The 16,330-nt window shown below is 40.6% G+C and carries 24 protein-coding genes and 1 pseudogene; 10 read left to right on the top strand and 15 right to left on the bottom strand.

Going from position 1 to position 16,330, the window contains the following annotated elements; translation table 11 throughout:
- Nucleotide 1: 1 nt before the first annotated feature.
- Complete coding sequence (locus FIV04_RS07025; protein ID WP_152468675.1) at nucleotides 2-1,144, bottom strand: phage/plasmid replication protein, II/X family; 1,143 nt, start codon at nucleotides 1,142-1,144, stop codon at nucleotides 2-4.
- Nucleotides 1,145-1,233: 89 nt separating this feature from the next.
- On the opposite strand from FIV04_RS07025, the gene FIV04_RS07020 reads away from it, so the two are divergent.
- Nucleotides 1,234-1,653: a helix-turn-helix domain-containing protein gene (locus tag FIV04_RS07020; protein ID WP_152468674.1), complete on the top strand. Its 420-nt coding sequence runs from the start codon at nucleotides 1,234-1,236 to the stop codon at nucleotides 1,651-1,653.
- A 258-nt stretch (nucleotides 1,654-1,911) separates the two neighbouring features.
- Here the strand turns inward: FIV04_RS07020 and FIV04_RS07015 are convergent, their stop codons facing one another.
- The 4 genes from FIV04_RS07015 to FIV04_RS07000 all read right to left on the bottom strand — a co-directional run bounded on the left by FIV04_RS07015 (nucleotide 1,912) and on the right by FIV04_RS07000 (nucleotide 4,283).
- Nucleotides 1,912-2,136 carry a hypothetical protein gene (locus FIV04_RS07015; protein ID WP_152468673.1) on the bottom strand — a complete coding sequence of 75 codons (225 nt, stop codon included), beginning with the start codon at nucleotides 2,134-2,136 and terminating at the stop codon, nucleotides 1,912-1,914.
- A gap of 269 nt (nucleotides 2,137-2,405) precedes the next feature.
- Entirely contained in the window at nucleotides 2,406-2,855 is a 450-nt protein-coding gene (locus tag FIV04_RS07010; protein ID WP_152468677.1) for a hypothetical protein, read from the bottom strand.
- Nucleotides 2,852-3,127, bottom strand: coding sequence for a G5P family DNA-binding protein (locus tag FIV04_RS07005; RefSeq protein WP_152468676.1), 276 nt, complete (start codon nucleotides 3,125-3,127; stop codon nucleotides 2,852-2,854). Before FIV04_RS07005 ends, FIV04_RS07010 begins: the two co-directional genes overlap by 4 nt.
- Before the next feature lie 13 nt (nucleotides 3,128-3,140).
- Entirely contained in the window at nucleotides 3,141-4,283 is a 1,143-nt protein-coding gene (locus tag FIV04_RS07000) for a phage/plasmid replication protein, II/X family (protein ID WP_152468675.1), read from the bottom strand.
- An 89-nt stretch (nucleotides 4,284-4,372) separates the two neighbouring features.
- Between FIV04_RS07000 and FIV04_RS06995 the strand changes: the two genes are divergently transcribed.
- Nucleotides 4,373-4,792 (top strand): helix-turn-helix domain-containing protein, encoded by a 420-nt coding sequence (locus tag FIV04_RS06995; RefSeq protein ID WP_152468674.1) that lies wholly within the window; start codon nucleotides 4,373-4,375, stop codon nucleotides 4,790-4,792.
- 258 nt (nucleotides 4,793-5,050) lie between these two features.
- Here FIV04_RS06995 and FIV04_RS06990 read toward each other — a convergent pair whose 3' ends face one another.
- The 5 genes from FIV04_RS06990 to FIV04_RS06970 form a co-directional block, all read right to left on the bottom strand.
- Nucleotides 5,051-5,275 (bottom strand): hypothetical protein, encoded by a 225-nt coding sequence (locus FIV04_RS06990; RefSeq protein WP_152468673.1) that lies wholly within the window; start codon nucleotides 5,273-5,275, stop codon nucleotides 5,051-5,053.
- A 280-nt stretch (nucleotides 5,276-5,555) separates the two neighbouring features.
- Nucleotides 5,556-6,185 (bottom strand): DNA-binding protein, encoded by a 630-nt coding sequence (locus FIV04_RS27140; RefSeq protein ID WP_253895384.1) that lies wholly within the window; start codon nucleotides 6,183-6,185, stop codon nucleotides 5,556-5,558.
- Complete coding sequence (locus FIV04_RS06980; protein WP_152468672.1) at nucleotides 6,169-6,396, bottom strand: hypothetical protein; 228 nt, start codon at nucleotides 6,394-6,396, stop codon at nucleotides 6,169-6,171. Before FIV04_RS06980 ends, FIV04_RS27140 begins: the two co-directional genes overlap by 17 nt.
- 25 nt (nucleotides 6,397-6,421) lie before the next feature.
- Nucleotides 6,422-6,700 carry a single-stranded DNA-binding protein gene (locus FIV04_RS06975; protein WP_152468671.1) on the bottom strand — a complete coding sequence of 93 codons (279 nt, stop codon included), beginning with the start codon at nucleotides 6,698-6,700 and terminating at the stop codon, nucleotides 6,422-6,424.
- Nucleotides 6,701-6,721: 21 nt separating this feature from the next.
- Complete coding sequence (locus FIV04_RS06970) at nucleotides 6,722-8,020, bottom strand: phage/plasmid replication protein, II/X family (protein WP_152468670.1); 1,299 nt, start codon at nucleotides 8,018-8,020, stop codon at nucleotides 6,722-6,724.
- 122 nt (nucleotides 8,021-8,142) lie between these two features.
- Between FIV04_RS06970 and FIV04_RS06965 the strand changes: the two genes are divergently transcribed.
- Nucleotides 8,143-8,649 (top strand): helix-turn-helix domain-containing protein, encoded by a 507-nt coding sequence (locus tag FIV04_RS06965; protein WP_152468669.1) that lies wholly within the window; start codon nucleotides 8,143-8,145, stop codon nucleotides 8,647-8,649.
- Between the two features lie 378 nt (nucleotides 8,650-9,027).
- A complete protein-coding gene (locus tag FIV04_RS06960) occupies nucleotides 9,028-9,390 on the top strand; it encodes a hypothetical protein (RefSeq protein ID WP_152468668.1) in 363 nt (120 codons plus the stop codon).
- 195 nt (nucleotides 9,391-9,585) lie between these two features.
- Here the strand turns inward: FIV04_RS06960 and FIV04_RS27135 are convergent, their stop codons facing one another.
- The 4 genes from FIV04_RS27135 to FIV04_RS06940 are packed head-to-tail and all read right to left on the bottom strand — an operon-like array spanning nucleotide 9,586 to nucleotide 12,050.
- Nucleotides 9,586-10,215 carry a DNA-binding protein gene (locus tag FIV04_RS27135; protein ID WP_253895384.1) on the bottom strand — a complete coding sequence of 210 codons (630 nt, stop codon included), beginning with the start codon at nucleotides 10,213-10,215 and terminating at the stop codon, nucleotides 9,586-9,588.
- Nucleotides 10,199-10,426, bottom strand: a complete 228-nt coding sequence (locus FIV04_RS06950) for a hypothetical protein (protein ID WP_152468672.1) — start codon at nucleotides 10,424-10,426, stop codon at nucleotides 10,199-10,201. The genes FIV04_RS27135 and FIV04_RS06950 overlap by 17 nt, the downstream gene beginning before the upstream one ends.
- A gap of 25 nt (nucleotides 10,427-10,451) precedes the next feature.
- Nucleotides 10,452-10,730 (bottom strand): single-stranded DNA-binding protein, encoded by a 279-nt coding sequence (locus tag FIV04_RS06945; RefSeq protein ID WP_152468671.1) that lies wholly within the window; start codon nucleotides 10,728-10,730, stop codon nucleotides 10,452-10,454.
- 21 nt (nucleotides 10,731-10,751) lie between these two features.
- Complete coding sequence (locus FIV04_RS06940) at nucleotides 10,752-12,050, bottom strand: phage/plasmid replication protein, II/X family (RefSeq protein WP_152468670.1); 1,299 nt, start codon at nucleotides 12,048-12,050, stop codon at nucleotides 10,752-10,754.
- Between the two features lie 122 nt (nucleotides 12,051-12,172).
- Here FIV04_RS06940 and FIV04_RS06935 point away from each other — a divergent pair, with 122 nt between their 5' ends.
- Both FIV04_RS06935 and FIV04_RS06930 read left to right on the top strand, forming a co-directional pair.
- Nucleotides 12,173-12,679, top strand: a complete 507-nt coding sequence (locus FIV04_RS06935; RefSeq protein WP_152468669.1) for a helix-turn-helix domain-containing protein — start codon at nucleotides 12,173-12,175, stop codon at nucleotides 12,677-12,679.
- Between the two features lie 378 nt (nucleotides 12,680-13,057).
- Nucleotides 13,058-13,420 (top strand): hypothetical protein, encoded by a 363-nt coding sequence (locus tag FIV04_RS06930; RefSeq protein WP_152468668.1) that lies wholly within the window; start codon nucleotides 13,058-13,060, stop codon nucleotides 13,418-13,420.
- 154 nt (nucleotides 13,421-13,574) lie between these two features.
- Here FIV04_RS06930 and FIV04_RS06925 read toward each other — a convergent pair whose 3' ends face one another.
- Nucleotides 13,575-13,937, bottom strand: a complete 363-nt coding sequence (locus tag FIV04_RS06925) for a DUF3693 domain-containing protein (protein ID WP_152468667.1) — start codon at nucleotides 13,935-13,937, stop codon at nucleotides 13,575-13,577.
- A gap of 134 nt (nucleotides 13,938-14,071) precedes the next feature.
- Between FIV04_RS06925 and FIV04_RS06920 the strand changes: the two genes are divergently transcribed.
- From FIV04_RS06920 to FIV04_RS06905, 4 genes and pseudogenes are all read left to right on the top strand, one after another.
- Nucleotides 14,072-14,701: a hypothetical protein gene (locus FIV04_RS06920; RefSeq protein ID WP_152468666.1), complete on the top strand. Its 630-nt coding sequence runs from the start codon at nucleotides 14,072-14,074 to the stop codon at nucleotides 14,699-14,701.
- Complete coding sequence (locus FIV04_RS06915; RefSeq protein ID WP_032549081.1) at nucleotides 14,701-14,901, top strand: hypothetical protein; 201 nt, start codon at nucleotides 14,701-14,703, stop codon at nucleotides 14,899-14,901. The genes FIV04_RS06920 and FIV04_RS06915 overlap by 1 nt, the downstream gene beginning before the upstream one ends.
- Nucleotides 14,891-16,002 (top strand): annotated as a pseudogene (locus tag FIV04_RS06910) (replication initiation factor domain-containing protein). Before FIV04_RS06915 ends, FIV04_RS06910 begins: the two are co-directional and overlap by 11 nt.
- The gene (locus FIV04_RS06905) at nucleotides 15,990-16,328 is read left to right on the top strand and encodes a DUF1293 family protein (protein WP_032549084.1); all 339 of its coding nucleotides are present in this window, start codon (nucleotides 15,990-15,992) and stop codon (nucleotides 16,326-16,328) included. Before FIV04_RS06910 ends, FIV04_RS06905 begins: the two are co-directional and overlap by 13 nt.
- Nucleotides 16,329-16,330 lie beyond the last annotated feature (2 nt).

The following is a 16,330-nucleotide window of genomic DNA, read 5'->3' as shown; positions in this document are numbered from 1 at the left end:
CTTATGCGACAGCTTTAAATGGAAGTACATTAGACTTTGATGCTGTAGGCAGTTGATACCAGTCTGGTATCAACAACGGCTCTACAGTAATCACCTCTGAACGTTTTAGCGTCGGGCAGATTCGCGTAACGTCGAACGGTTGGCCTATGTCTAGTCCTATTTTCTTGAGTCGTGCTTTGTGAACAAAGAAATTAGAGCGAGTTAAAATCCCTCTAATATCAGTTCCGTTTTGCCACATAACTGCATAACTTTGAGTGGCATTTGCGGCTTGTCTACTATTCACAACTCCTAACTCAAGTAACTGATCTGCTATGCTTTTATGCTCATCATGATTAATGTGTATGGTTTTCATAGCGTCCTCGATATTATTCAGATGGTTGTAAAAATCTTGTTCGGTTACCAGACCATAAAATTGAAGGTTGTACCTCTTTAATAAAGATTGCCTTAGGCTATGTTCTTCTCGCACAACACCATTTGATTCACAGTAACTTATTAATTTATCTATATATTCCAACTGTGACGACGTAACGCCCCGCTTCTTTCTTTTGTCTGCTTTCAAGTGCTCCTTAAGTTCGAATGCCTTACTGTATAGCTTTATCATCATCCAACTCGATGCTTCACCCCAGTTACATGTCATACCGTTCGGGTACAACTTTGGAAGCCTCGCACGACCAACTGATATTGAAGACATCCCACGTATAAAAGACGCTTCTTTCCCCTCGCCTACACTGTGATTCCTCGTCCAGTCAATCGATGTAATTTCAGCGCCATCACCAACAAGAGAAGATGATTTCCCTTCTTCAGTTTGCCTATGTGAGAGACGAGTGTTTTTTGTAAATGGAGGAAGATCATACTTAGCTAGAATGTGGTTATAGATTTCAACGCACTCATCAAGGCTTTTTAATCCAAACAAGTTATCCATTCTTTGCCAGCGTGAAGGATTGCCCTCCATACGAACCCGATACCCATCACAACGAATGGTCAACTTAGTACTAAATGAACCCTCGAGTCTTTTTTGGTTCACTGATGGAGGTAATTTCTCACCAGTCTCCATATCCAACCTTTCAATAACATGCGTCCCGACAAGTGGAAGTCCACCTTCGGGATGATCTTGTTGCATGAAAAGTTGGTCAATGAAGAACATACGAAAAACCTGTCAATACCTCTACACAATGAATTTATGTAACCCTACAGAATGAATTTAGGGTCGAATGTAAATATATAGGGTTATAATTGACTCTACAAGATAAAAATGAGGTTGATATTGTGTCTATAGGTGAAAATCTTAAACGGTTACGGCGTGATAAAGGCTGGACTCAAGGAGCTTTAGCAAAGGAATGTGGTATCAGATTAGGACAGATATCAAAGATTGAGCGTAATGAAACAGATCCTAAGTTAAGTACGATTTACGCGTTAACGAAGGCTTTGGAGTGCACTCCGAATGCTCTACTCAACGATAGTTCTGAGACCACATTAGATGCGAAAATGGAGATAGCCTTAGAAAGAGTTCAACGACTCCCAGATAACGATAAAGATCACTTATTAGCGACCATAGACAAGTACTGCATAGCAACAAGCCTACAAAGTATGATCGAGAATAATACTGTTCTTGGGGTTTCTGTATTTGACGGCAAAACGCCGGAAATGGAATGAGGAGTCCTAAAGTCAGGACTTAGTTGGGGTGTAACAGGAACCCCAACTTGAGAGAGTCAGTTTTGCGCGCTTTCGCTTGCCTCCCAAAACCTGCCTCTCTCTCTAATGGTCTTGGGGGGTTGGATAGTTAGCTTATATACCAAGTAATAAAAAAGCCTAACCATGAAGTTAAGCTTTTGCCTGACGCGCTAACGCTTGTCCACTCATTTACTCTCTACATGCAAGCATATAGCAGAGAAAATCGAGTCTATAAATTTACTACTTTACCTTTAGGGCTTCTTGAATATTGTCAGCGTAAGAAGAAAGTCTTTCCATATGCCCCTGTAGAAGGCTACAAGTTTTATTCTCAGTAGTTCCTGCTACATCAGCTTGAATCAATTCTAATGCTGCAGCAACAGCAAACATTCTTTGAACTTCAGGCTCACTAGAAAATGCATTGTATTGTTCAATAGTTGGTTTAAAAGTTATACGCTCGTTTGACATTTTCGTTCTCCCGTTAATGTGAAATATCATTAAATTAGATGGGGTTTCTGTACAGAAAAACAAGTGTTTAGGTGAATATAAACTCGATGCGCATTATGCAAATTATATTACGGGCTTCAATCATTAAACGATTCTCACGATGAGCATTAAAAAAGGCCAGCAAGCTGACCTTTCTAATTGAGCATATCCCTCGCCCACGTTTGATTTCATTCAGGCTTGCAGCAAACCCTCAACATAATTCAAACCCATAATGCGCAGTTGGGTTGTACTTATTGGGCATGGCGCTCTGGGCTTTCTGTTACGTTGAACCTTGTGACTGACAAGCTTTTACGAGCTGCGTCCATTGCTTGTTGGTCTGTTTTGTATGGCCCATAGATTTTGGTTTGGTGGCTTTGTTGCTCATCCACGTTTGCAACTGACATGAACCAGTCACCGATTAAAAACTCCGAGTCAGCCAGTTCATTTACTTCTAGGAAGTTTAAACCAACTACATTCGACACCATGCATTGAACTTGATTGGAGTCTTCACGGTACCCAAGCATCTTCACATGATTTTTATCTGACTCTCGCATCAACAACATTTCATGTAGCCACTCTAAGCTGTCGAAGATCTTTTTGTATTGTGCCTTTGCACGTTCATCATTGGCATCTTCAAGTGCTTCATCCACATCATTGTGTAACCAGCTAATGGATTGTTTGAGCTCTGCTGCTGTCATCATTTCATTGACCTCACAAGTTTGATACCGAAGCGCTTTAACTCAAGGCCGCCGAAGTTATTGACCGTGAAGCTTGAACTATCTAACTCGTAGTTTCCCGATTTATAAGCCGATTGCTCATCTTGCAATGATAGCTTCATTTCAACTGGGAACTTACCACCTAGATATGCGTAGCCGATTTGCTCTCTTATCGTTCTGGCTTGCTTACCATCTTTACCTGGCAATGTTCGTGTGATTGGTTGTTCATGTTCTGGGAAGATTTCTATTTTCAACATTTGGTTTCCTTACTTATGCGACAGCTTTAAATGGAAGTACATTAGACTTTGATGCTGTAGGCAGTTGATACCAGTCTGGTATCAACAACGGCTCTACAGTAATCACCTCTGAACGTTTTAGCGTCGGGCAGATTCGCGTAACGTCGAACGGTTGGCCTATGTCTAGTCCTATTTTCTTGAGTCGTGCTTTGTGAACAAAGAAATTAGAGCGAGTTAAAATCCCTCTAATATCAGTTCCGTTTTGCCACATAACTGCATAACTTTGAGTGGCATTTGCGGCTTGTCTACTATTCACAACTCCTAACTCAAGTAACTGATCTGCTATGCTTTTATGCTCATCATGATTAATGTGTATGGTTTTCATAGCGTCCTCGATATTATTCAGATGGTTGTAAAAATCTTGTTCGGTTACCAGACCATAAAATTGAAGGTTGTACCTCTTTAATAAAGATTGCCTTAGGCTATGTTCTTCTCGCACAACACCATTTGATTCACAGTAACTTATTAATTTATCTATATATTCCAACTGTGACGACGTAACGCCCCGCTTCTTTCTTTTGTCTGCTTTCAAGTGCTCCTTAAGTTCGAATGCCTTACTGTATAGCTTTATCATCATCCAACTCGATGCTTCACCCCAGTTACATGTCATACCGTTCGGGTACAACTTTGGAAGCCTCGCACGACCAACTGATATTGAAGACATCCCACGTATAAAAGACGCTTCTTTCCCCTCGCCTACACTGTGATTCCTCGTCCAGTCAATCGATGTAATTTCAGCGCCATCACCAACAAGAGAAGATGATTTCCCTTCTTCAGTTTGCCTATGTGAGAGACGAGTGTTTTTTGTAAATGGAGGAAGATCATACTTAGCTAGAATGTGGTTATAGATTTCAACGCACTCATCAAGGCTTTTTAATCCAAACAAGTTATCCATTCTTTGCCAGCGTGAAGGATTGCCCTCCATACGAACCCGATACCCATCACAACGAATGGTCAACTTAGTACTAAATGAACCCTCGAGTCTTTTTTGGTTCACTGATGGAGGTAATTTCTCACCAGTCTCCATATCCAACCTTTCAATAACATGCGTCCCGACAAGTGGAAGTCCACCTTCGGGATGATCTTGTTGCATGAAAAGTTGGTCAATGAAGAACATACGAAAAACCTGTCAATACCTCTACACAATGAATTTATGTAACCCTACAGAATGAATTTAGGGTCGAATGTAAATATATAGGGTTATAATTGACTCTACAAGATAAAAATGAGGTTGATATTGTGTCTATAGGTGAAAATCTTAAACGGTTACGGCGTGATAAAGGCTGGACTCAAGGAGCTTTAGCAAAGGAATGTGGTATCAGATTAGGACAGATATCAAAGATTGAGCGTAATGAAACAGATCCTAAGTTAAGTACGATTTACGCGTTAACGAAGGCTTTGGAGTGCACTCCGAATGCTCTACTCAACGATAGTTCTGAGACCACATTAGATGCGAAAATGGAGATAGCCTTAGAAAGAGTTCAACGACTCCCAGATAACGATAAAGATCACTTATTAGCGACCATAGACAAGTACTGCATAGCAACAAGCCTACAAAGTATGATCGAGAATAATACTGTTCTTGGGGTTTCTGTATTTGACGGCAAAACGCCGGAAATGGAATGAGGAGTCCTAAAGTCAGGACTTAGTTGGGGTGTAACAGGAACCCCAACTTGAGAGAGTCAGTTTTGCGCGCTTTCGCTTGCCTCCCAAAACCTGCCTCTCTCTCTAATGGTCTTGGGGGGTTGGATAGTTAGCTTATATACCAAGTAATAAAAAAGCCTAACCATGAAGTTAAGCTTTTGCCTGACGCGCTAACGCTTGTCCACTCATTTACTCTCTACATGCAAGCATATAGCAGAGAAAATCGAGTCTATAAATTTACTACTTTACCTTTAGGGCTTCTTGAATATTGTCAGCGTAAGAAGAAAGTCTTTCCATATGCCCCTGTAGAAGGCTACAAGTTTTATTCTCAGTAGTTCCTGCTACATCAGCTTGAATCAATTCTAATGCTGCAGCAACAGCAAACATTCTTTGAACTTCAGGCTCACTAGAAAATGCATTGTATTGTTCAATAGTTGGTTTAAAAGTTATACGCTCGTTTGACATTTTCGTTCTCCCGTTAATGTGAAATATCATTAAATTAGATGGGGTTTCTGTACAGAAAAACAAGTGTTTAGGTGAATATAAACTCGATGCGCATTATGCAAATTATATTACGGGCTTCAATCATTAAACGATTCTCACGATGAGCATTAAAAAAGGCCAGCAAGCTGACCTTTCTAATTGAGCATATCCCTCGCCCACGTTTGATTTCATTCAGGCTTGCAGCAAACCCTCAACATAATTCAAACCCATAATGCGCAGTTGGATTGTGATTTCTTTCAGGTTAATCCTGGCCATCTATGGCATCTATTTGACGATTTATATGATTAAAATAATCCTTCTTATCCAAGTATAAACGCTCTTTAAAGAGACAGACTTTCCTCACATGACTCTCATCAACTTCGAACTTTTCTGAGATTTCTCGATAAGTTAAGCCTAACTCTGATAACTGACGTATTAACTCAACATCATCATTATATAGCTTTACTACCGGAGATGTTTCAGCAACCTTCCTGTATGAGACGCCTAACTTACCGGCTCTAACTTTTACTGAGTCTCTGCTGCGGCCAAGAACCTGACCAACTTGTTCGAAGGACATTTTATCTTGGCATTCGATAATGAATGCGTCTTCTTTTTCACTATAGTGCGATTTTTTCCACTGTTGATTATTAACTATCAGATCATCTCTAATTAACTTCTTAGAACGTGTGTAGACAGAGCTAGCCGAGCGACCGAGTTTTTTAGCAATATGGGTCAAAGGTATTTTTTGATAATGCTCGATTAAGTAAGCATCTTCTTCTGATGAGTATGGCTCGTATCCTGCGATACGAGCTCCCTTTGAGCCATTTGTTTTACGTTCATCTCGTGGAATACAAAAAAATGGATGAGTAAAATAACTAGTTGTTTGACTCATAACTCTTAGCTGCCTTTAGTAAGATTTCGAGTGGAACTCTAACAAATGGGATTTCTCGATGGTCATCTAAAAAGACTAAGAGTTGAACATCTTCATGACCTCGACGCATAAAGCGAGCTTTATATGTTGGCCGTGATAATTGAAGTAACTCAAAGTCTGCTAAGCCAAGATGAACACTATTGTTTGGGTTATATATTCCTACTGTAGCCATGACGTTTAACTTCCTTGTTCGCAGTTTATTTTTCGACTATTGGGTCAATGAGTAGCCCGAAGCGTTTCAACTCAAGAGAGCCGAACTGATTAATAACAAAGCTAGAGGAATGTATTGTATAAAGTCCTGATACATAAGCTGGTTGGCCTTCTTCTAATTGTAATTTCATCTCTACAGGGAACTTGCCACCTAAGTGTGCATAAGCTATTTGCTCATAAATCTTGCGAGGCGGTTTACCTTCTTTTGCTGGGATTGTTCGTGTTTCAACTTGTACGTTTTCTGGGAAGATCTCGATTTTTAGCATGATGTTTCCTTATGAGTTTGGTTAAGCTGTTAGTCTGATTACGTTGTCTTCACCGTAACCATACATTCGTGATATGTGCCCTACTTTGGGCTCTTTATAGTCAGTTGGGTGTTGTTGTGAGAAGTCGATTTCAATGACTTGTAATAGAGGAACTACATTGTCCTTCTCATTACCTTGAAGGTTTTGAAGTTGTGCTTTTGAAAAGCCGATTGCTAATAAGTCATTTAGCTGACGAGAGAATGTTGCTCTAGATGTAAATGATTGATATACCGCACAATAGCCATCTGATACTAACGAGCGATAAAAACGGAATAACTTGTCAGCTTTAGCGTAAGAGACGTTTCCTTTTGGAGTGATGCGATAATAAGTTTTTTTCAAGTTGTTATGGACTTCTTCGTCGTTAAAGATGTTCATGCGTTGTCCCTCTAATGCGTCTAGTAATGGCGTAAATGCTTTCGTCCAGATATCTGCTATTAAGTTTCGACCTTCCGACTCGTATTCTTTTTGATAACTAATTGCTTCAAATAGGTTTTTGGGTATTTCTAGAGCGTCTAAGTAGCGACGGTGAGCTCCTGCCTCAAAGCGTACTAAGTGCCGTGCATAATTTATTAATTGAGGTGAAGACATGACATCGATAACACGATCATATGAATGATCACCTTTCTCCTGAAGTGCTCTTAAATCTCTCAGCTGACGATTGAACTCAGGCCCTTTTAAGTAAGCTTTGCGATCACAGTGGCGAGAGTTCTTGTTGAAGTAAACTGTGGTTTCATGCTCATTACGTACGGCTGTACGCATCTGCTTATTCGATACATTTTTGAGTTGCTGGATAACTTGGCGAGCTTGGAGTTCAGTTTTAACTCGAGCTGAATACGTCGCATCAATGGTATCTAGTGTCGATAATGGAACGTCAAGCATTTCGTAGACGTCTGGATAGTTGTTATAAAATGCCATCAACATTTCAACCGCTCCAACTTCAATAGATGTTGGCCCGTAAACATTATGTCCTTGCAAAATTTTTGCGGGAGAAGCTTTTAACTCTATACAAGGAGAACGCAAGCGCGTTCCTTGATAAATCTTGAATGCCATACCAGTAAAGTGCGTTGGAAGAGATTCAAACGCATGCCTTAAGTCAGCAACTTCGTACTTATCCGAGCCAGACTCTCCGGTAAAGAAAATCGTCTTCGCCTCCAAGCCGATTCCGCGTCGAGAACACTCTTTAATATCAACATAAGAGACAGCTTCACCCGACTTAGCTTGGTAAGTCGTCATAGTGAATTCTGCTTTAAATGGTATTGATATCTTGAGTTTGTCTATCACACCTAAAACCCTGTCAAGAAGTTTAATAAGTACTTTTGTGTATGTACATATACACTAAAGTATGTGTTACTAATAAGCAACACTAAAGTGGGTGTAAACTTAAACTAATGTAAGGTTTTGATATGGACAACGTAAACATGAGTATTGGTGAAGTACTAAAAGAACGTAGAATTGAACTAGTAATAAAGCAGGAAGATTTAGCTGAACAGATGGACGTAACTGTGCAGACAGTCAGTAAATGGGAAAGAGGAATAACCGAACCCAAAGCGACTCAAGTGGCGAAATTGGCAAAAGCTTTAAACCTAACTGAACGCGAGATTTGCCAAGGCAAAAAAGATCAAGTGACGCAGTTAGATCCTTTTGAGTTCATGAAGCTTGTTGGGCCTTGCATGAAGGGGGTATCTGAAACTGAAGTTATCATGACGATGTATGAATATGTCGATGATAAAAAAGGGTTTATAGAAGAGTTAACCAAGCAATCTAATCGCCCTATATTTTCATTTGAAGAGCGTGATAAAAATCAAGCTCGAGACATGTTAGCGCTATACGAAAATGGCTCAATCTTATTCAATAACAAGCAAGAAGAAGAAAGCTGTGTAAGATCTTGGAAGCAAATTTTGTCTAAGTAGTGTTTCAAAATGAAACAAGAGTACACTATTAAAGATAGTGTACCTTCGCCAGAAGGAGCCATTTACGAATGGCTCCTTCCCCGACGAAACGGGGCCCCTTCCATTCGAAAAATCTAGCTTCGACCTACTCCTCAATTTTCCTCGCTTAGTCTCGCTCGTCAATATTCGTCATAGGTCGAGATAAACCAAAAACTGCCGCGCGATTGACTGAAACTGACTCTTAAAGAACGTGGGCGCTTGGCCACTCATTTTCCCTCTACAAGCAAGCTTATAGCAGCGAAAAGTGAGTCATAACGTAACAGTGCTGTGTAGTATTAAACCTTTGATATTAGACACTTAGATAGGTTAGCATATATTAAAAGAGAGGGAGATATAGATATGATGATTGACCAGAAAGCTACAATTCAAGTCCTCAACGAAATCAAAAATAAAAGACCAGAACTAATAGACGAGTCTCTAATAGAAAAGATAACTCAAGAATTAGATACATTTTATCACGAAGTTAATACTGCCACCCTATGGCTTGACATGGTATTCGAGCAACATGGAGCAAATAAAAAAATCAGTCGTAATATAAGTATCAGAAGAGCTAAGCTTCAAGCTCAAGAATGGGCAAGAAAGCTTGACATCTACCCGCACATATTAGATCAAGCAATGATTGTAGCTCTATGGTTGCATACAGAATATGAATGCTCCAACGAATACACCAACTTACCTAAAAGCATTGTTACACAGCAATAACACACGCATTATGCAAATTATATTACGGGCTTCAATCATTAAACGATTCTCACGATGAGCATTAAAAAAGGCCAGCAAGCTGGCCTTTCTAATTGAGCATATCCCTCGCCCACGTTTGATTTCATTCAGGCTTTCAGCAAACCCTCAACATAATTCAAACCCATAATGCGCAGTTGGATTGTGATTTCTTTCAGGTTAATCCTGGCCATCTATGGCATCTATTTGACGATTTATATGATTAAAATAATCCTTCTTATCCAAGTATAAACGCTCTTTAAAGAGACAGACTTTCCTCACATGACTCTCATCAACTTCGAACTTTTCTGAGATTTCTCGATAAGTTAAGCCTAACTCTGATAACTGACGTATTAACTCAACATCATCATTATATAGCTTTACTACCGGAGATGTTTCAGCAACCTTCCTGTATGAGACGCCTAACTTACCGGCTCTAACTTTTACTGAGTCTCTGCTGCGGCCAAGAACCTGACCAACTTGTTCGAAGGACATTTTATCTTGGCATTCGATAATGAATGCGTCTTCTTTTTCACTATAGTGCGATTTTTTCCACTGTTGATTATTAACTATCAGATCATCTCTAATTAACTTCTTAGAACGTGTGTAGACAGAGCTAGCCGAGCGACCGAGTTTTTTAGCAATATGGGTCAAAGGTATTTTTTGATAATGCTCGATTAAGTAAGCATCTTCTTCTGATGAGTATGGCTCGTATCCTGCGATACGAGCTCCCTTTGAGCCATTTGTTTTACGTTCATCTCGTGGAATACAAAAAAATGGATGAGTAAAATAACTAGTTGTTTGACTCATAACTCTTAGCTGCCTTTAGTAAGATTTCGAGTGGAACTCTAACAAATGGGATTTCTCGATGGTCATCTAAAAAGACTAAGAGTTGAACATCTTCATGACCTCGACGCATAAAGCGAGCTTTATATGTTGGCCGTGATAATTGAAGTAACTCAAAGTCTGCTAAGCCAAGATGAACACTATTGTTTGGGTTATATATTCCTACTGTAGCCATGACGTTTAACTTCCTTGTTCGCAGTTTATTTTTCGACTATTGGGTCAATGAGTAGCCCGAAGCGTTTCAACTCAAGAGAGCCGAACTGATTAATAACAAAGCTAGAGGAATGTATTGTATAAAGTCCTGATACATAAGCTGGTTGGCCTTCTTCTAATTGTAATTTCATCTCTACAGGGAACTTGCCACCTAAGTGTGCATAAGCTATTTGCTCATAAATCTTGCGAGGCGGTTTACCTTCTTTTGCTGGGATTGTTCGTGTTTCAACTTGTACGTTTTCTGGGAAGATCTCGATTTTTAGCATGATGTTTCCTTATGAGTTTGGTTAAGCTGTTAGTCTGATTACGTTGTCTTCACCGTAACCATACATTCGTGATATGTGCCCTACTTTGGGCTCTTTATAGTCAGTTGGGTGTTGTTGTGAGAAGTCGATTTCAATGACTTGTAATAGAGGAACTACATTGTCCTTCTCATTACCTTGAAGGTTTTGAAGTTGTGCTTTTGAAAAGCCGATTGCTAATAAGTCATTTAGCTGACGAGAGAATGTTGCTCTAGATGTAAATGATTGATATACCGCACAATAGCCATCTGATACTAACGAGCGATAAAAACGGAATAACTTGTCAGCTTTAGCGTAAGAGACGTTTCCTTTTGGAGTGATGCGATAATAAGTTTTTTTCAAGTTGTTATGGACTTCTTCGTCGTTAAAGATGTTCATGCGTTGTCCCTCTAATGCGTCTAGTAATGGCGTAAATGCTTTCGTCCAGATATCTGCTATTAAGTTTCGACCTTCCGACTCGTATTCTTTTTGATAACTAATTGCTTCAAATAGGTTTTTGGGTATTTCTAGAGCGTCTAAGTAGCGACGGTGAGCTCCTGCCTCAAAGCGTACTAAGTGCCGTGCATAATTTATTAATTGAGGTGAAGACATGACATCGATAACACGATCATATGAATGATCACCTTTCTCCTGAAGTGCTCTTAAATCTCTCAGCTGACGATTGAACTCAGGCCCTTTTAAGTAAGCTTTGCGATCACAGTGGCGAGAGTTCTTGTTGAAGTAAACTGTGGTTTCATGCTCATTACGTACGGCTGTACGCATCTGCTTATTCGATACATTTTTGAGTTGCTGGATAACTTGGCGAGCTTGGAGTTCAGTTTTAACTCGAGCTGAATACGTCGCATCAATGGTATCTAGTGTCGATAATGGAACGTCAAGCATTTCGTAGACGTCTGGATAGTTGTTATAAAATGCCATCAACATTTCAACCGCTCCAACTTCAATAGATGTTGGCCCGTAAACATTATGTCCTTGCAAAATTTTTGCGGGAGAAGCTTTTAACTCTATACAAGGAGAACGCAAGCGCGTTCCTTGATAAATCTTGAATGCCATACCAGTAAAGTGCGTTGGAAGAGATTCAAACGCATGCCTTAAGTCAGCAACTTCGTACTTATCCGAGCCAGACTCTCCGGTAAAGAAAATCGTCTTCGCCTCCAAGCCGATTCCGCGTCGAGAACACTCTTTAATATCAACATAAGAGACAGCTTCACCCGACTTAGCTTGGTAAGTCGTCATAGTGAATTCTGCTTTAAATGGTATTGATATCTTGAGTTTGTCTATCACACCTAAAACCCTGTCAAGAAGTTTAATAAGTACTTTTGTGTATGTACATATACACTAAAGTATGTGTTACTAATAAGCAACACTAAAGTGGGTGTAAACTTAAACTAATGTAAGGTTTTGATATGGACAACGTAAACATGAGTATTGGTGAAGTACTAAAAGAACGTAGAATTGAACTAGTAATAAAGCAGGAAGATTTAGCTGAACAGATGGACGTAACTGTGCAGACAGTCAGTAAATGGGAAAGAGGAATAACCGAACCCAAAGCGACTCAAGTGGCGAAATTGGCAAAAGCTTTAAACCTAACTGAACGCGAGATTTGCCAAGGCAAAAAAGATCAAGTGACGCAGTTAGATCCTTTTGAGTTCATGAAGCTTGTTGGGCCTTGCATGAAGGGGGTATCTGAAACTGAAGTTATCATGACGATGTATGAATATGTCGATGATAAAAAAGGGTTTATAGAAGAGTTAACCAAGCAATCTAATCGCCCTATATTTTCATTTGAAGAGCGTGATAAAAATCAAGCTCGAGACATGTTAGCGCTATACGAAAATGGCTCAATCTTATTCAATAACAAGCAAGAAGAAGAAAGCTGTGTAAGATCTTGGAAGCAAATTTTGTCTAAGTAGTGTTTCAAAATGAAACAAGAGTACACTATTAAAGATAGTGTACCTTCGCCAGAAGGAGCCATTTACGAATGGCTCCTTCCCCGACGAAACGGGGCCCCTTCCATTCGAAAAATCTAGCTTCGACCTACTCCTCAATTTTCCTCGCTTAGTCTCGCTCGTCAATATTCGTCATAGGTCGAGATAAACCAAAAACTGCCGCGCGATTGACTGAAACTGACTCTTAAAGAACGTGGGCGCTTGGCCACTCATTTTCCCTCTACAAGCAAGCTTATAGCAGCGAAAAGTGAGTCATAACGTAACAGTGCTGTGTAGTATTAAACCTTTGATATTAGACACTTAGATAGGTTAGCATATATTAAAAGAGAGGGAGATATAGATATGATGATTGACCAGAAAGCTACAATTCAAGTCCTCAACGAAATCAAAAATAAAAGACCAGAACTAATAGACGAGTCTCTAATAGAAAAGATAACTCAAGAATTAGATACATTTTATCACGAAGTTAATACTGCCACCCTATGGCTTGACATGGTATTCGAGCAACATGGAGCAAATAAAAAAATCAGTCGTAATATAAGTATCAGAAGAGCTAAGCTTCAAGCTCAAGAATGGGCAAGAAAGCTTGACATCTACCCGCACATATTAGATCAAGCAATGATTGTAGCTCTATGGTTGCATACAGAATATGAATGCTCCAACGAATACACCAACTTACCTAAAAGCATTGTTACACAGCAATAACACACGCATTATGCAAATTATATTACGGGCTTCAATCATTAAACGATTCTCACGATGAGCATTAAAAAAGGCCAGCAAGCTGGCCTTTCTAATTGAGCATATCCCTCGCCCACGTTTGATTTCATTCAGGCTTTCAGCAAACCCTCAACATAATTCAAACCCATAATACGCAGTTGGCTAGTGCTTCTTGGGTAGGCATCATCCATAATGCTAATCCACCGCAAGCCATTGAAATGCCTGACAAACCATGCCTATCAAACTTTTTTGCAATCTGCTCCCAAAGTTGTTTTACCTCTGGGTTTTCATTGCGGTCAGCGTGACAACCTAGCAAAGCTAGCTCTGGGTCAATTCCTGCATTTTCAGCTAAGAAAATTGCTTCCTCATCAGATACATAGCGAATACCTTTGCGTATTTTGCTTAGCTTCTGTGGTGAAAGATTTAAATCATGTGCTATCTGCTTATCTTGTACGTAGTTTTGCGACTTTTTATAAGCATCTAATAGTTTATTTGCATACATAGCTCATCTCCGTTTGATCTCATTCTAGCTTTTTAATCCCCAATTTGCGCTATTTACAATCCCCATTAATGGCAACTAGAATCCCCATAAATCGGTACTCATGCAGGCAAAAGCTTCTTTTCCTAAGGTGAATTATGTTGGACTGTAACGTTGTCATACTCATTAAAAATGAATTCAAAGTTAGCCCACGCCTAACTGGTGTGTTCTTTCGTAAGAACTTTGGCGAATCTATGTATGACTCATCTGGCGAGTTAACTGAGTTCGCTCTTGAATGCATCAACTACTTCAATGAACTCAAGCTAGTTAAAGCCAAACAAGACTTTGCTTCTCGTCAGCGCCAACGTCAGGCCGAGTTCGAAAATAACCAAGCATCTATCAAAGAAGCCAATCGCCAAGTCGCTAAATCTCAGTCTCTTTCGACGGCCAAGCATGTTGGCTCTTTCAAATACACGTTGGTTGATGGTGTCTTATCGATAACCTCAAGCTCACGAACTCAACCGAACTTGGCTAAGTCGATTCGCAGCTATCTGCGCCAGTTCAAGATATTTCGTTTAGGCCAACGCCTTGATAATGGCGTTCAATTCTCTGGTGACGCTGTCACTGAAATCTTAGCCATGCTGAAAGATAAGCATCGTGCTCAAGAACACTTCGAGTTTGTTCGCTCACTGGTGCAAGACCTTAGCTGCCTTATTAAAACATCGAGTACCAAGAATCTGATGGTTCGGTCTCCTACTCCTGAGCTCTTGGCCTTGGAGTGTTCGTGATGGATTCAATCTACTTCGATAACGAACCGAGCCATGGCATCAATGCTTACTTCACTTGGGGTCATGAGTTCTTCAAAACACCTTACGACTTTTACCAGTTCTTGATGACGCACTACGGAATGACCTCGTTCCAAGTGGTCGAGATTACTGACGAGAACTATCAAGAGTTATTGGTTAAGGGAGTTTTCCATGCCATCTAAGAAACCGCACAAGTATCACGACGAAATTCGTCCGGTACAAGTTGACCACTTAGCGTTTTCGTTTTCCTACAGTTCTTTGCGTTCTTTGGACAACTCAAACGATCAAGACTTTATCAACTTGCAGTTCCCAGAGTTTAAGAAAGTCAGCGTTAACGGCCGCTTTAACTCACCAGAAGCCATAGAGAAATCCATGGAGTTACATCGTAACAAATGCAGCAAGATTCTGGCTCATAGGTTCGAGGAGTTCATGGCCAAGGTGTTCAACTTCCGTTTGTCTCCGATGCGTGGCCGTGGCCTTCATGGTTACAACGACTCTATGGTGATTCTCGATTCAACGGGTGAAGTGGAATGTGGTCTAGTTGGTATCGGTGGCAACAATGACACGGTGTTTGTGCAAATCAACGGTACGGGTTGTTCGAAGTTGTTCGAGTTCATCTCACACCAAAAACTGCACTGGTGGTTATCTATCTTGGGCATCACTCGCCTCGCCCGCCTTGATTTGTGTGTCGATGACTACACCGGAATCTTTGACTGTAAGTACGCTGAGAAATGTTTTTATGAGGGAGCATTTCGCACTGCTTCTCGTGGTCGTGGTCCGACAATGGTTCCTCATAAGCGCGTTTCTCAATCTGGTGAGTTATCAGAAGAAGCGGTTCTCGTTGGCTCTCGTACGTCAACGGTCTACTGGCGAATCTATAACAAGAAGTTTGAGCAAAAGATTACTGACCCTGAAGTGATTTGGTACCGCAACGAAGTGGAGCTGAAGAAGTGTGATTTGTCACTCCTCGCCTCGCCTACTTCTGCGTTCGCGGGCATCTGCGACTTCGCGGCCAGTATCGACCCAGCGGAACCAATGAAACTTCAGCTGAACAAGAAGAAAGAAGGTCTAGAGTTCTTCGCTCGTATCGCTTGGATTCGTCGTCAATGTGGTAAGGGTCGGCTGAAATCGTTGCGATGACTGAGGGTGATTTGGGTGAAGCGTTCGGGATGCTCATTCCCACTCACCACAGACGCGCCAACTTTGAAACCTCGTTAGGGATTCCTGACGAATACACGAAAAAGAAAATCGAAATTTTGGAGTCAACAATATGCCTACAATAACTGGTATCTCTATCAAGCGTTTCCCTAAATCCGGTATGGAATTCGCGGAACTGGCCGTGCTTCGTGCTGTGGAAGAAGTCGACAACGAGAAGTTTCAACAAACAGGCATCGGGTTCTCGACGGATATTCCCTACAACAAACAAGCGTTGAAAATCGATGTGAACTACGCGCGCGAACTCATCCGTACACGCGCATTTGTTGCCAATCGTGAATATGAACTGAACTTCGGTGCCAACCCTGATGATCCTCTCGACATCTTGGTGACTAAGCTCGTCCCTGCTGATGCGGACATTCAAAAGCATTTCGATGCGTCACTTAAGAAGTAGAT

This window comes from Vibrio sp. THAF190c (assembly GCF_009363355.1).
Classification (GTDB): Bacteria; Pseudomonadota; Gammaproteobacteria; order Enterobacterales; family Vibrionaceae; genus Vibrio; species Vibrio fortis_A.
This window is presented reverse-complemented; position numbering and strand designations above follow the sequence as displayed.